Genomic DNA, 13,306 nt, shown 5'->3' on the forward strand with positions numbered 1-13,306 from the left:
GACCTACTTCCCGTCGTGCCCACCGGCGCACCATGCCCCGAATGCCTATAGAAAAGAAGCATCGGGGTGGTGTGCCCTCGAACTGGAGACTCCATGCCCGCCCGCCCTACCCCGCCCGTCATCAACACACCGGAACACCACTTCGGTGCCATGTTCCTGGTGATCACCACCCGCGAGCCCGACGACGCGGCGCTGTGCGCCGCCGCCAACCTCATCGACAGCGCCGCGACCGCAGCCTGGGCGCTACGGCCGGATGAACTCGCGCCGCTCACGCAGCAGCAGTACCGCCAGCTCCTCGACTACACCGCCGCCCCACAAGTCCTCGACCTGGCCCTGTACCTCGGAGGCGACCGGACGCAGATCCGCACCCTCATGGACCACATCGGCCGTGAGATCGCCGAACTGCTCATCCACTACGGGCCGCCGCAGGCCCAGGACTAACCACTTCCGCGCAACTACCGAAAGAGGACTACGAGATGAGCACAGCGCCCACCTGGTGGGTCATCTTCCACGAACCCAACCCGGCCCAGATGGACATCGTCGCCGTCGAGCCCGTCCCCGCCAACCCCGACGCGCGGCGCAAGAGACTCACCAGATCCGGACAGCGCGCCTACATCGTCACCGCGCCCAACGTGGAGACCGCGGGCGACATCGCCGGAAGGGTCTGGGCCGAGGAACTGGTCGCCACCCCCGCGCGCCTGGCCGCCGCAAACGCCTACCTCACCCGCAAAGCCCGCGCCCGATAGCCCCTTTGGAGAGAATGAGATGCACACCTTCTACGCGGACATCCTGTGCGCCAGTCTGGTGGCCCGCCTGGGCGTGAGCCCCGACGCCGCCGAGAGCGCCCTGCTCGCAACGCTCGAACACTTCCGCGCGCAGGCCCATAACCCCGCCGTCGCCCGCGCAGGATTCACCCCCGACGAATACCTGCTGACCGCCGCGCGAACGCCTCGCTTCAAAGCCACCCTCACCGCCAGCGCCCTCATGGCCGACGGCCGGGAGGTCGACTCCCGGCTGAGCTGGGAGGCATACGTCCAGCGGGAGATTGCCGCCGCCGAATGCGCCCACCAGGCCGTACCGCCTACGGCCCTTCTCGGTGACCTCGACGCTGTCCATCACGTCGGACAGCGGCTCGGCCTCAGTGACGAGCAGACCGATCAGTTCATCCCCGGCATCGTGCTCACCCTCGCGCAGGGCTACCCGTACCGTGCGCCAGAGCAGCGTCACCTGAGCCTGGCCGACATCCTCGCCCAGGTCACCACCGAGGATCTGACCGAATTCCTCCGGCACGCCGCCGTCTCCGCAGCGAGCCGCGCCAGGGAAGCCGCCGCCGCGGCCCGCCGCATGCAGCGCGGAGCGCGCTGACCCTGCTTTCCGGCGGCCCGCGCAGCACGCGGGCCGCCGCGCCGACGAGCGCCCGACACCCCTTGACCCAGGAGAACAGCATGAGTCAGCTCGACCTGTTCGGTGACGCCGACGTACCCGACGAGCCGCCGCCCTCGCCCATCCCCGCCGTGACCCGCAGTTACCTTGCCGACCTCCCGCCGGCACCTGCGCCTGTCACCGTCTCGGCGTCGGCCCGCCCCAAGCTGGCTACGGTCAAGCCCAAGCTGGGGCATTACCGCCCCTCGCTGAGCAATCCGCACCGGACGGCCTTCGACATAGCCGAAGCCGTCAGCCGTGCCTGGCACAACGCCCAGGGCGGGACGGCCATCGAGATTCCGATGGGGGTGGTGGCCACACTCGCCCTGTGGCCTCTGCGCGGCCCGGACGCCTACCTCGCCGCCGACTGGTGGCTCAGCCTCGACGACACTCAGCTCCTCACGGCGTTCCGCGAGTGCTGGGCCCGCTGGTGGATCATGCGGCCGGACCTGATCGACCGCGCCACGCCGCTGCACAAGTGGATGGAGGACGAGAAGCCCAAACCGACGCGGGCCCGCGCTGTCAGGGCAGTGGTCGAGGCCGCTCTCACCCGCGGACTGCTCCACCTGACCAGCAGCGACGACGCCTACTACCGTTCGACCTCCGACGTGATGGGGGCGGTGCTGGCCGTCATGCGTTCGGAGGGCGCCCACGACGCTCTCGCGGAGGTTCACACGCCGCCGGAAGTCGCCGAACTGATGGCCCGGATGGTGATCGATGACACGCACCTCAAGCCGGGGATGAAGTTCGATGAGCCGACCGGGGGAACCGGTCAGATGTACCGCGCGGCCGTCCAGATCATGCGGGAGAAAGACATCGATCCCCACGAGTTCGGATGGGCACTGACCGACATTGATGAACTCGCGGCGGCCGGAGCAGCCGTCAACGCGATCATCTGGGACCTCGGCCCGCACGTTCTGATCGCCTGCGCCGACACCCTGCACGACGGCAACGCTTACGCGACGGCCGCCGAGCAGGCGCGTGCCGTCATCGAACATCGCGACGACCTGCATGCGCAGGCCGCCATCCTCGCGGCAATCCAAAAAGTCGAGGCCCTGGTCCGGAAGGTAGCCGCCTGACCAGGGCGAACGCTCCTCCGATCTCCTGTATGCGATCTTGACCCTGCCCTGAATGCATATAGAATAGAAGCAACGAAAGGGGCTCCGATGACCTACAAACGCGGCGACCGCGTCGCCCTCATCCACACCACCGACCCGCACACCGACCTCACCGAAGGGGACGAGGGGACCGTTCGGCGATACGACGCCAACCTCGCCCAGCTCGCCGTCGACTGGGGCAGCGGCTCCACGCTCTCGCTACTCCTGGACGACGGCGACGAAGTGCGCCCCGCATGACCCCGTCGGGCCTGCTCCACGCCGGGGCAGGCCCGACCTCTCACCAGCAGACCTCTTGGAGACGCACGCCCATGCTCATCACCGACGCCGCAGTCCGAGAAACGGCGGCCACCCTCGCCCAGAGCCTCGGAGGAGACTGGACCATCGACCCCGAAGCCCCTGCCGACGACTCGGCCCACCTGATCTGCGACGGACGAGCCATCAGCTTCCGCCCCACCTTCGGCGGAAAGAGTGTCCAACTGTGGATCACCGGCAATGCAGCCCCCTCCCTCCCTGACGGCGCCACCCCCGCCGAGCACACGGCACACGACACCCGCATGGCCGCACGCCTTCCCGAAGGCCACCGATACAACAAGGCGGCCAGCCTCATCACCGCAGAAGACGAAGACCCCGCCGTCATCATCCTGCGCACCCTCCGGGATCACCTCCTCCCCGCCTTCGAATACAAGCCCCACTACGTCGGCCACCGCCCCTGGGTCGAACTCTTCGAAAAGGCAATGGACGCACTGAACGACGACCCAACCGCCACCCCAGGCACGTCCCTACGCGACTGCGGCCCCGAGGCCCACACCCGCCCCCACGACGAAGACCTCGAACCAGAGAACCAAGACGAGCCCGATATGCAGCCCGACCTCGACCCAGAGGCCGAAGCCAACCCGCCAGCCGAGCCGGAACCCCAGACTCAGAGCGCCGCGAGCGACGACGGCCCGGACAGCACCGCCCCCACCGGGAAGCCCTCATCCGAGTCCGACCACCAACAACCCGATACGGCCCCCGAAGCCACCCCCGCCGAAGAAGGCGCCGGCGAGATCAGCGAACCGGCCGCAACGCGCCGCCCCCGCAAACGCCCCACCAAACGCCGCCCCAAGGCCAGCACCACCTGACCCGAACACCCCAACCAGGGGCGCGGCTACGCCGCGCCCCCACGCGCACCGACGCGGGGCCGCCCCGCGCCCACTTCGATCCCTCCGCTGACCCTGGAATGGCGGAGCGAGGCCGGATAGGCTGCCTGTAGACGTCTGGCCTGCGAGAACGGCCACAGAGGCTCTGCCCCGGATTCAGGGGCAGAGCCTCTGCGCGCTGGAAGGGGAATCCGTCGGTGGAGGGTTCGAGTCCCCTCCTTGAGCTGGCACGACAGGCTCACTGACCCACGGGGCACGGTCCGGACAGGACGGTGGCAGGACGCAGTCGGGACACAAAGACAGGAACAGATGGGCAAAGGTGAGGGGGTGCCGACAAGTGGCACCCCCTCTGACCAGCCGAAACGGCTAGATTGAGCGTTGATCAGCAAGGGCTGACAAGATTCCCAAAGGACTCATAATCCGCCGGCCGTGGGTTCGAGTCCCACCTGCCCCACCACAGAGCGGTCCCGCAGGATCGTTTTTACCTGTGGATACGTGAGAACGGGGGTCGCCACTCCAGGGTGGCGGCCCCCGTTCATCCGTTCAGTGGACACAGGTGCCGTATCGCACCGGTCAGTTTCCGGAGTTGTCGGCGTCCCCGTTGGCGTCCGCCGAGGCCATGGCCTTCTGGGCGTCCTCGACCTTCTTTGCCATCCGGGGGAGTTGGTCCCCCGGAGTGGCCGAGCTGCCGGCGGCCGGTGCCGTGTCGTCCGAGCCCGGCGAGTGGGAGCAGGCCGTTGTCGCGAGCAGGGGCGCTGTGACGGCCGCGGTCAGCAGGAGTGCGAGGCGGCGGCGCGTCATGACGTTCCGGCCGGCTTGCCGTTGTTGTTCGCGCCGCACCAGGTGGCGACATCCTTGAGGTCGGTCTGCTTCTGCTTCAGCAGTGGCAGGAGCGTCTTGCGGGTGGTGAGGCGGTCGCCGAGGAACTCGGCGATGGCCGTGTGGTTCTCCGACCTGGCGTTGGCGATGCGCTGCTCCAGGAACTTGATGGAGCCGCGCTTGCCGACGGGGCCCTCCATCCGCTTGATCCGCTTGTCGATCCGCTCCTCCAGCTTCGGCACCTTCTTGCACAGTGCTCCCGCGCCGTCGCCCTTGGGTCCCTTCGTGCCCTTTGCGTGCGCGGTCGTGGAGGCCGCGGAGGCCGCCGCCGTGGTGTCCGCGGCGTACGAGGGGGCGGTCGCCGCCACCACTCCGGCCAGGACGAGGCTTGCGAAGGCCGCGGTCATGGGCGCCTTACGACACTGCATGATCTCTCCAATCCGAGTGCTGCTCCGGGTGCTGCACAGATACGAGGGCGAAGGTAGGAGCCGTTTTTGTGGTTTCTTTGTGGCTCGATCAGCAGCCGCCCGGCGCGTCCGCGGCACTCGTCACGCATTCGTCGACGCGCACACCTGTGCCGTCCGCCGTGGCCAGGGCGCCGCCCAGGAGAGCCGACACCGCGAGGCCGGCCGCGGCGAGGGCGGTGATCAGTGCGTCGGCCCTCCGGGTGCGAACACGGCGTAGCCCGGGGGAGAGGCCGTGCGTGCGCTCTCCGGTGTCGTGCGGGTCTGCGGTGCCGGTGTCGAGCATGGCGTCCTCCTCCTGGCGTGGGCGCGCCGCCCGTCCGCGCAAGGAGGAAATTAGGGACGTTCCTTGTGGGAATCCTGTCGGCGCCGGGACGTGTCCGACAGCCAGTTGCGGTGCTGGACCGTCCTGTTGCCGTGGTTCGGGCGGGCGAGGGGGAAGGTGATCTCGAAGCGGGCCCCCCGGCCGCCGGGGCCGTCCAGCACGCGCACGTGCGCGTGGTGCAGGTCCGCCTGCTGGGCGACCAGGGTGAGCCCCAGACCGGAGCCGGGACTCTCCGAGCGCCGGTGGAAACGTTCGAAGACCGAATCCCGTTGCTGTGGCGGCACACCGGGGCCCTGGTCGTCCACGGTGAGCACCGCCGTCGGGGCGCCGATGTCGCCGGCTGCCCGCAGGGTCACCGTGATGACGGTGCGGCCGTCGGCGGACCTGCCGTGCGCCAGCGCGTTGGAGAGGAGGTTGTCGAGCAGGGAACCCAGTCCGGGCTGCCATCCGTGCACCGTGAGCGCCGCGGCGCTCACCAGTCCCACCTCGGCGTCGGGGTGGGTGCGTCGCAGCTCCGACACGGACGCCTCCGCGAGATCGGCCAGGTCGACGGAGGTGAAGGCGTCCGCCTCGACCAGGTCTCCCTGCGCCAGTGTCCTCAGCATCACCAGCAGCCCCAGCAGCCGGGCATGGCCGCGCCGCAGGTCCTCCACCGTCTCCGCACGGTCCCGGGGGTCGATGTCCTGGAAGGCGTCGAGGATGTCGAGATTGGTCTGCATGCTCGTCAACGGGGTCCGCAGCTCGTGGGAGGCGGCGGCGGAGAACGAGCGTGCCGTCGCGAGTGCTTCGGCGGCTCGGGTGGCCTGCTCGTCGTAGCGGGTCAGGAAGGTCTGCACGCTGCGTGCGAGGTCGTCGACCTCGGTGATCCGCGTCGGGGTGTGCTCCAGGCGTGCGGTACTGGTGTGGGGGTCGAGGCCACTGGTGCGCTGCTGCAACCGCCGCAGCGGCCGGGCCGCCCGGGCAGCCAGCGCCCACGCCAGGCCTGCGGAGACCGGCGCGGCCAGCAGAGCCACGGTGACCACCCGTCTCCGCACGAGCTGTATCTGGGCCTGGCTGGCGGAATCCGGGGAGAACAGCCACAGCGTCCCCTGCACGCTGGGTCTGGCGCCGGTGACGTGCTGCGCGAGAACTCGCCAGGTCTGCCCGCGCGAAGTGACGCTCACCGGTTTCCCGGTCGCCGACGGCAGACGAACCGAGGCATCGGGCTGCGGGCCGTCCTGGACGCTGGTTTCGGGACCTTGCAGGCGGATGCCGACGTCCAGCGCGGACGTGAACAGCTGGCGCTGATGCGCCTGTTCGGCCCGGGGCCGGTCCCGGGAACTGGCGCGGAGCAGACCCCGGGCCGCCACGGCGACACTGTGGGCGCGCTCCTTCAGCCGCTGGTCGGCCTGCGCATGCAGATCCCGGGCCACCAGATCCACCAGTACCCAGCCCGACACCGCCACCAGCAGCGGCACCACCGCCCCCACCGTGATCGCCACCCTGGTGGACAGCCTCACAGCCGGCCCTCCCGCCTGCCGCCGTCCCCGTCGCGCAGGACGAAGCCGACACCGCGCACCGTGTGGATGACCCTGGGCTGCCCGCCCGCCTCCAGCTTGCGGCGCAGATAGCTCACGAACGTGTCCACCGCGTCGGTGCGGACCTCGAAGTCGTGTCCCCACACCCGCTCCAGCAGCTGGTCGCGGGTGAGGACGAGGCCGGTGTTGCGGGCGAGCACTTCCAGCAGCTCGAACTCCCGGCGGGTCAGCTCCACCGGCCCGCCATGGAGGCTGACGGTGCGCGCGGCGACATCCAGCACCAAGCCGCCGACCCGGACGACGTCCGCGTCGGTGCCGGCGGGCGGCCGTCGACGCAGCAGCGCCTGCAGACGCAACACCAGCTCATCAAGGGCGAAGGGTTTGACGAGATAGTCGTCCGCGCCGGCCTGAAGGCCCGCCACCCGGTCCGGGACCTCGTCCAGGGCGGACAGCATGAGCACGGGTATGTCGTTGCCGTCCGTCCGGAGCCTGCGGCACACGGCTATGCCGTCGAGATCCGGCATCGAGATGTCGAGCACCATCACGTCGGGCGTCTGCGCCGCCGTCTTCGCCAGGGCGCTGCGGCCGCCCTCCGCCACCTCGACGGCGAAACCCTTCAAGCGCAGCCCGCGCGCCAGCGAACGCCGGATCGCGGCATCGTCGTCCACCAGCAGAACCCGGCCACTACTGGGCTCAGCACCCATTCCCGCCTCCACGTGCCGCTCATCGACCACCGCCATGATGCGCCATTGCCTCAAACACCCTGCTGGAGAGGCGAGCGGAGCGTGCTTCCGGAGGTCGGACGGTGAGTTGGACGGCGATGCGGGGGTAAGCGGGAGCAATGGCTACCGGCTCGGCAACGACACAAGGTATCGGTCAGGCTCGACGCGCGGCGCGGAGCCCGGCCGTCACGTCGGCGGCGCGCGCGGGTTTCGTCGCCCGCGGCGTCATCTATCTGTTGATCGGCGTGATTTCCCTGCGCATCGCGTTCGCCGACGGTGGCGGACAGCAGGCGGACCGGGGCGGCGCCCTGGGGGAAGTCGCTGCCAAGCCCTTCGGCGTGGTGCTGCTCTGGATTCTCGGTGTGGCACTGGCCGGAATGGCGCTGTGGCGGCTGTCCGAGGCCGTGTTCGGGCAGGCCGGGGCGGACGGGCAGAAGGCGAGCAAGAGGGCGATGGCCGCCGGCCGGTGCGTCTTCTACGGATTCGTCTCCTACTCCGTGCTGTCCTTCGCCGCCGGTGACAGCGGCAGCGGGAGCGGAAGTTCGGACAAGAAGTCCCGAGACGTCACCGCGAAGGCGCTGGAGTGGCCCGGCGGGCAGTGGATCGTCGCCGTCGCCGGTCTTGTGGTGGCCGGTGCCGGCGTGTGGATCGCGGTGAGGGCGATCATGCGCAAGTTCCACAAGCACATGAAAATGTCGGAGATGTCCGCGAAGACGCGCAAGGTCGTCGACTTCGTCGGCATCCTCGGCGGAACCGCGCGAGGAGCGGTCTTCGCCGCGGCCGGTGCGTTCGCCGTCACCGCGGCCGTGCGGCACGAACCCGGCAAGGCCAAGGGCATGGACGACACGCTGCGCTCGTTCGCCGACACCCCCGTCGGCCCCTGGCTGCTGGTTCTCGTGGCGGTCGGCCTCGCGGCCTTCGGCGTCTTCTCCTGGGCGAACGCGCGCTGGCGCAGGGTCTGACGGAGGACGTGGAAGGCTTGCGGCACGCCTCGGCGCCGACGCGGATGGTGCGCGTCGGCGCCGAGGGCTCACCACAGGCCCGGCTCTTGCGGCTGCTTCTGCCGCCGGGCCGGGTTCAGTTCAGGCAGCCGGTGATGGTGGCGGGGCTGTACAGGCAGTTGGTGGGGGTGTTGCCGGTGATGGTGGTGGTGCCGGTGGGGGTGATGTTGGTGTCGCTGTAGACACCGCCCGGGGCGGGGGCGGGCGGAGCGGTGTTGCCGGTGATGGTGGCGTTGTTGAGGGCCACCGTCGGTGATCCCGAGGCGTACAGTCCGGCGGCCGCGGAGCCGGTGCCGGTGACCTTGTTGTCGGTGATCGAGGAGCCGTCGACCGTCAGCGACTCGCCGGCGGAGCCGGTGCTCGTGGCGATGCCGCCGCCCACACCGTACTGGCCGGAAACGAGGTTCTTGCTGACGACGGTGCCGTTCTGGAGCCTCAGGACCCCGTCGAAGTGGCCGATACCACCGCCAAGGCTCCCCACCCCCAGCGTCATGTTGCTCGTGACCAGCGTGTTGTCCAGGGTCGCCGTGTTCGAGGTACTGGTGCTGTCGAAGTCCACCGACACGCCGCCGCCGAAGGCCTGCCCCGTGGGATCCGAGGCCTTGTTGCCGGCGATGGTGGAGTCCTTGATGAGAGCGATTCCGGCCGGCCCGCGCATGGCAATGCCTCCGCCCTCTCCGTTGTTGGCGGTGTTGTCGAAGACGTTGGCGTTCTGCAGGGTCAGCGACCACGCTCCGGTACCGCTGGTGGTCTTCACCCCGCCACCCTGGGGGGAGGTGTTGTTCCGGATGACTGTGCGGCTTCCGGTGAGGTCGGTGGTGAGGCTGCCGGGCGCGGTGATGTCGATGCCGCCCCCGGAACTGGCGGACCGGTTGCCGGACACGACGGCGGCGTGGAGGGTGGTGGTGCCCCGGGTCTGGATGCCCCCGCCGCGCGCGGTGGCGCGGTTGTCGTTGATGAGGCCGCCGGTGAGGTCGGCGGTGCCGCCCGCGGCGACGGCGAGCCCGCCGCCGTTGATGGCGGTGTTGCCCTGCATTGCCAGGCCGGTGCCGGTGAGGGTGCCGCCGGTGTCGACGAGGATGCCGCCTCCGTCCGAGGCGGTCGAGCCGTTCATCACGGTGAACGTGTCGGCGATGAGGGCACCGCCGGACGTCACGGCCAGCAGCCGGTAGGAGGCGGCGCCGGTGCGTTGGAGCGTGGCGTGGTTGCCGGTGATGGTGATGGTGTTGGTGATCGGGGGTACGGCGTTCTGCCCGTCGCCGCTGTCGGCCGCGTACTGGTAGACGCAGTAGCTGGCCAGGATGATGGTGCCCCCTCCGGCGTTGCCGTTGAGGGTGGTGACGGCGGTGTTGAGGCCGGCCGTTCCCCCGCCCGCCCCGGTACAGGGGACGTTGATGATGATGGGGACGGCATGGGCGGGTACGGCGATGGCCATGGACAACGCCGCGCCCGCGGATACCGCCGCCAGCACTCTCAACGTGGACTTCGGCTTTCTCCGAAACGGCATGGGGTTGCTCCTCGCGTCTGGGCGACGACCCGCCGACGGCTCCGTCCGGGGCCGGTCCTGGACCTCATGGGCCGCACACCTCAGCAGACGTAACCTCATCGCCCACATCCCACGCCCCGGCCGCCCGGTTTCACCTGAAGAGATCACACGCGCCGGAAGCCGGCTGCTGACGCCGAACGGGACTGATCGCCCGGCTGCTCTGCGGGAGCCGCGACGGAGTGGACGACGACCGGGCCCCGTGCAGCCCGCCAGTTGCGCCGACTGTCGCCCGTGCGAAGACGGGGGCGGAGCCTCGGGCCGGTCGCCGCAGACCATGCATGCCGACGCCGGACCGGGAAGGTCGGTCGACCGGCCACCTGCACTCCGCTGCTCCGCGATCTTTGGGCGGGATCGGCCTCCCGCTCGTCGCCGACGGACCCCGTGATCCTCGGCCCCAGGCATGTATCGCCTGCGGAACGCGCGTAGATCGATCGCGGATCGGCCTGGGCGAAGCTTCTGCGTGTCGGGGGGGCAAGCGCCCCCGATGAGCCGGAGGAGGTGAATTCGATGACCATCACCCTGAAGGAGGCCGCCTGAGTCGGCCCTTGACGCGGCAGGTGTGGGCCTTCGCTTGGAGGCCCGCACCTGGCCCGCCCGACTGCCTTTCAGAGCAGTGCTGTTCGACGAACCTCCTCCCTCCGTGGCCGGTGTCGAGAATGACGGAGAGACGATGACTGGTCACCACTGGTGGCACAACGCCAGCTTGCGCACCGCGGCGGCGGTAGGTGAAGGGTGGCGGCTCTTCCAGACGGTGTACCTGCCCGGGAGGCGCTGGACGGGATCCGGCGCGAACGGCTTGCCGATGCTCTGCACCGCGCCGCCCGCACCCCCTGCTTCGCCCCGCACCTGACGGCCATGCAGATCCTCCCGGAGCGGGCCGAGTCCGTCCTGGCCGGGCTGCCGGTCCTGGAGAAGGAGACGCTGCGCCACGCGCCCGAGTCGGTCACGACCGGGCTGGTCGACGCCTGGGACGAGTTGCGGGTACACACCTCGGGCACCACCGGCGACCCGGTGTGGATCACCCACGACGACTCCTGGCTCACCGAGTCGGCGGCCACCAACCTGCGCTTTCTCGCTGCCTACGGACTGAGTCCGGGCCTTCGCATCATCCGTGCCACCGCCGACCCCGCCCACGCGCCGGTGGCCTTCGCGACGGTGCACTACCTGGGCAGCGCCCTGCTGCTCCGCATCAACGTGTCGGCGATCTCCTCGCGGGACACCCGCCATCTGGAGCGCCTGTGCGCGGACTTCAAGCCCGACATCCCGTGGGGCAGCCGCTCGAGGTGCTGCTGGCCGCGTTGCGGCAGCAGGAGGGGACGCTGCGCCTTCCCAAGCTGTCGGCGGTCTTCACCCACGGCGACAGCTTCGACCCGGGTACCCGAGAGACGATCACCCAGGTCTTCGGAAGCCCCCACTACGACCAGTACGGGCTCCAGGAGTTCGGCAGGGTGGCATGGGAGTGCCCGCAGAGCCTCGGCACCTACCACGTGGAGGAGGAGCGGCTCGCGGTGTCGGTCGACGACGACTCCCAGATCCTGATCAGCTCCCTGACGAACCGCGCGATGTCGCTGCTGCGCTATCGACCCGGTGACGAGCAGCGGTGCGGCACATGTCGCCGGGCCTGGCGCCACCAGCGGTCACGGCGGAGGGAGGCGCCGACGCAGTGGTGTTCCGGCGACGAGACGCCCGCGACGGCGTGCATCACCGGGGATATGCCGTGCTGGACATGCGCCATGTCCTTGATATCGAATCCTGGTTCGATCATGGGTCCGGGTGCGCTCTCTCCCTGTGTCGCCTTCGGGCAGGCCATGATGCCGCATCTGCGACATTCAGGGCCTGGTGGGGCGTCGGTTCCCGGCCTCGGGCGACGGCCGTCCAAACTGATATGCCCTCAACTCCCCGGGAGAGGCTTGGACCTGTCGCGTACGGGGCATCGGACCGTACAAGATCTCCCAAGTCCGCCGAGGAGGAGCCATGGACCGTCGGATCCGTGTTCGTGTCAGCCGCCGGCCCGCCGCGCCCCGCGGGCAGGAGATCGACCGCAGGACACCCTCGGGACGCATCCTGCCGTACTGAGAGGTACCGGGACGTGCCGAAGCCGCGTCAGGCGGCCAGCGGGTCCAGCGTCAGCGGCTCGATCCGGCCCTCCAGCATGGCGCCGATGCCCTGCACGGCGCACACGTCGGGGCGCTCGGCGATCTGCACCGGCATGCCGGTGGCCTGCCTGAGCATCTGGTCGAAGCCGGGGAGCAGGGCCGAACCGCCCACCATCACCATCCCGACGTCGGCGAGGTCGGCCACCAGGTCCGGCGGGCAGGCCCGCAGCACCTTGCCGATGCCGTCCAGGACGGCCGTGAGCGGGGTCTGGATGGCGTCCCGCACGGCCGCCGTGTCGACCCGCACCGACCGGGCGAGTCCCGTGGCCACGTCCCGGCCGTGGATCTCGGTGACCGTCGGACCCTGCGCGTTGAGGCCGTTGCCGTGCAGGGCGAGTTGCAGGGGTCGTACCGACTGGCTGGGCAGCATCAGTTCGTGCTCGTGCCGCAGGTGCTGCACGATCGCGCGGTCCACCGCCTCACCGCCCACCGGGATCCGCTCCGCCGAGACGACCGAGCCGAGCGAGAGGACGGCGACCTGGGTGGCCGCGGCACCGCACACTATGATCATCGTGCCCTCGGGGCGTTCCACCGGCAGCCCGCAGCCCACGGCCGCGGCGATCAGGGTGTCCACCAGCTCGACCCGCCGGGCGCCCAGACCGACCAGGGTCTCCGTGGTCGCCCGCTGGGCCAGCGGATCGGCGTCGTGCGGGGTGCACGCGGCCGCCCGCAGCCGGGCCTTGCGGCGCAGATTGCGGCGCATCTTGTCGCCGAGCAGATGACGCAGCATGCGCTGGGCCATGTCGATGTCCACGACCGTGCCGCCGGACACCGGCCGCACCACCCGGATGTAGTTGGGCGTACGCCCCGTCATCCGCTCGGCGAACTCGCCGACCGCGATGAGCGCACCGGTGCGGGTGTTCACGGCGGCGACGGACGGCTGGTCCACCACGAGCCCGGCACCCTTCACATACACCCTGGTACGGGCGGCCCCCAGGTCAACGGCGAAGTGGCAGCGGCGCAACTGCTCCAGGTTGACGGTCACGGCGGATCCTCCCGGTGCGCGGGCCGTGCGGGTGCCGCCGGGTGTGGCGGGCCTCTCCCTGGTAATCCTGCGGGGGAGAGGGAGCGGCGCGC

At 70.1% G+C, this 13,306-nt stretch carries 15 protein-coding genes; 8 read left to right on the forward strand and 7 right to left on the reverse strand.

Annotated features, from left to right (window positions below; all coding sequences use genetic code 11):
* Positions 1 to 93 precede the first annotated feature (93 nt).
* The 6 genes from ACIPK3_RS02940 to ACIPK3_RS02965 all read left to right on the forward strand — a co-directional run bounded on the left by ACIPK3_RS02940 (position 94) and on the right by ACIPK3_RS02965 (position 3,661).
* Positions 94 to 441, forward strand: coding sequence for a hypothetical protein (locus ACIPK3_RS02940; protein ID WP_402566072.1), 348 nt, complete (start codon positions 94 to 96; stop codon positions 439 to 441).
* Between the two features lie 35 nt (positions 442 to 476).
* Positions 477 to 746, forward strand: a complete 270-nt coding sequence (locus ACIPK3_RS02945; protein ID WP_402566074.1) for a hypothetical protein — start codon at positions 477 to 479, stop codon at positions 744 to 746.
* A 19-nt stretch (positions 747 to 765) separates the two neighbouring features.
* Positions 766 to 1,365: a hypothetical protein gene (locus ACIPK3_RS02950; RefSeq protein WP_402566076.1), complete on the forward strand. Its 600-nt coding sequence runs from the start codon at positions 766 to 768 to the stop codon at positions 1,363 to 1,365.
* An 80-nt stretch (positions 1,366 to 1,445) separates the two neighbouring features.
* A complete protein-coding gene (locus ACIPK3_RS02955) occupies positions 1,446 to 2,501 on the forward strand; it encodes an N-6 DNA methylase (protein WP_402566078.1) in 1,056 nt (351 codons plus the stop codon).
* Positions 2,502 to 2,588: 87 nt separating this feature from the next.
* Complete coding sequence (locus tag ACIPK3_RS02960) at positions 2,589 to 2,777, forward strand: DUF4314 domain-containing protein (protein ID WP_402566080.1); 189 nt, start codon at positions 2,589 to 2,591, stop codon at positions 2,775 to 2,777.
* Positions 2,778 to 2,848: 71 nt separating this feature from the next.
* On the forward strand, positions 2,849 to 3,661 hold the full coding sequence (locus ACIPK3_RS02965) for a hypothetical protein (RefSeq protein ID WP_402566082.1): 813 nt from the start codon (positions 2,849 to 2,851) through the stop codon (positions 3,659 to 3,661).
* Positions 3,662 to 4,252: 591 nt separating this feature from the next.
* On the opposite strand, the gene ACIPK3_RS02970 is transcribed toward ACIPK3_RS02965, so the two are convergent.
* From ACIPK3_RS02970 to ACIPK3_RS02990, 5 genes are all read right to left on the reverse strand, one after another.
* The gene (locus ACIPK3_RS02970; RefSeq protein WP_402566083.1) at positions 4,253 to 4,480 is read right to left on the reverse strand and encodes a hypothetical protein; all 228 of its coding nucleotides are present in this window, start codon (positions 4,478 to 4,480) and stop codon (positions 4,253 to 4,255) included.
* Positions 4,477 to 4,926, reverse strand: a complete 450-nt coding sequence (locus ACIPK3_RS02975) for a hypothetical protein (protein WP_402566085.1) — start codon at positions 4,924 to 4,926, stop codon at positions 4,477 to 4,479. Before ACIPK3_RS02975 ends, ACIPK3_RS02970 begins: the two co-directional genes overlap by 4 nt.
* Positions 4,927 to 5,014: 88 nt before the next feature.
* Positions 5,015 to 5,248 (reverse strand): hypothetical protein, encoded by a 234-nt coding sequence (locus ACIPK3_RS02980; RefSeq protein ID WP_402566087.1) that lies wholly within the window; start codon positions 5,246 to 5,248, stop codon positions 5,015 to 5,017.
* Positions 5,249 to 5,298: 50 nt separating this feature from the next.
* The gene (locus tag ACIPK3_RS02985; protein WP_402566089.1) at positions 5,299 to 6,786 is read right to left on the reverse strand and encodes a sensor histidine kinase; all 1,488 of its coding nucleotides are present in this window, start codon (positions 6,784 to 6,786) and stop codon (positions 5,299 to 5,301) included.
* Positions 6,783 to 7,508: a response regulator transcription factor gene (locus ACIPK3_RS02990; protein ID WP_402566091.1), complete on the reverse strand. Its 726-nt coding sequence runs from the start codon at positions 7,506 to 7,508 to the stop codon at positions 6,783 to 6,785. The genes ACIPK3_RS02985 and ACIPK3_RS02990 overlap by 4 nt, the downstream gene beginning before the upstream one ends.
* Positions 7,509 to 7,645: 137 nt before the next feature.
* Here ACIPK3_RS02990 and ACIPK3_RS02995 point away from each other — a divergent pair, with 137 nt between their 5' ends.
* Positions 7,646 to 8,488, forward strand: coding sequence for a DUF1206 domain-containing protein (locus tag ACIPK3_RS02995; protein WP_402566093.1), 843 nt, complete (start codon positions 7,646 to 7,648; stop codon positions 8,486 to 8,488).
* Between the two features lie 115 nt (positions 8,489 to 8,603).
* Here the strand turns inward: ACIPK3_RS02995 and ACIPK3_RS03000 are convergent, their stop codons facing one another.
* Complete coding sequence (locus ACIPK3_RS03000; protein WP_402566095.1) at positions 8,604 to 10,034, reverse strand: hypothetical protein; 1,431 nt, start codon at positions 10,032 to 10,034, stop codon at positions 8,604 to 8,606.
* A 771-nt stretch (positions 10,035 to 10,805) separates the two neighbouring features.
* On the opposite strand from ACIPK3_RS03000, the gene ACIPK3_RS03005 reads away from it, so the two are divergent.
* On the forward strand, positions 10,806 to 11,612 hold the full coding sequence (locus ACIPK3_RS03005) for a hypothetical protein (RefSeq protein ID WP_402566097.1): 807 nt from the start codon (positions 10,806 to 10,808) through the stop codon (positions 11,610 to 11,612).
* Positions 11,613 to 12,176: 564 nt separating this feature from the next.
* Here the strand turns inward: ACIPK3_RS03005 and ACIPK3_RS03010 are convergent.
* Positions 12,177 to 13,214: a rod shape-determining protein gene (locus tag ACIPK3_RS03010; protein WP_402566099.1), complete on the reverse strand. Its 1,038-nt coding sequence runs from the start codon at positions 13,212 to 13,214 to the stop codon at positions 12,177 to 12,179.
* Positions 13,215 to 13,306 lie beyond the last annotated feature (92 nt).

This window comes from Streptomyces sp. NPDC086787 (assembly GCF_044745865.1).
In the GTDB taxonomy this organism is placed as follows: Bacteria; Actinomycetota; Actinomycetes; order Streptomycetales; family Streptomycetaceae; genus Streptomyces.

Bases quoted from the DNA above. Each gene is read 5' to 3' on its own strand.
- ACIPK3_RS02940 (WP_402566072.1), top strand. From the start codon at position 94: ATGCCCGCCCGCCCTACCCCGCCCGTCATCAACACACCGGAACACCAC.
- ACIPK3_RS02945 (WP_402566074.1), top strand. From the start codon at position 477: ATGAGCACAGCGCCCACCTGGTGGGTCATCTTCCACGAACCCAACCCG.
- ACIPK3_RS02950 (WP_402566076.1), top strand. From the start codon at position 766: ATGCACACCTTCTACGCGGACATCCTGTGCGCCAGTCTGGTGGCCCGC.
- ACIPK3_RS02955 (WP_402566078.1), top strand. From the start codon at position 1,446: ATGAGTCAGCTCGACCTGTTCGGTGACGCCGACGTACCCGACGAGCCG.
- ACIPK3_RS02960 (WP_402566080.1), top strand. From the start codon at position 2,589: ATGACCTACAAACGCGGCGACCGCGTCGCCCTCATCCACACCACCGAC.
- ACIPK3_RS02965 (WP_402566082.1), top strand. From the start codon at position 2,849: ATGCTCATCACCGACGCCGCAGTCCGAGAAACGGCGGCCACCCTCGCC.
- ACIPK3_RS02970 (WP_402566083.1), bottom strand. From the start codon at position 4,480: ATGACGCGCCGCCGCCTCGCACTCCTGCTGACCGCGGCCGTCACAGCG.
- ACIPK3_RS02975 (WP_402566085.1), bottom strand. From the start codon at position 4,926: ATGCAGTGTCGTAAGGCGCCCATGACCGCGGCCTTCGCAAGCCTCGTC.
- ACIPK3_RS02980 (WP_402566087.1), bottom strand. From the start codon at position 5,248: ATGCTCGACACCGGCACCGCAGACCCGCACGACACCGGAGAGCGCACG.
- ACIPK3_RS02990 (WP_402566091.1), bottom strand. From the start codon at position 7,508: ATGGGTGCTGAGCCCAGTAGTGGCCGGGTTCTGCTGGTGGACGACGAT.
- ACIPK3_RS02995 (WP_402566093.1), top strand. From the start codon at position 7,646: ATGGCTACCGGCTCGGCAACGACACAAGGTATCGGTCAGGCTCGACGC.
- ACIPK3_RS03000 (WP_402566095.1), bottom strand. From the start codon at position 10,034: ATGCCGTTTCGGAGAAAGCCGAAGTCCACGTTGAGAGTGCTGGCGGCG.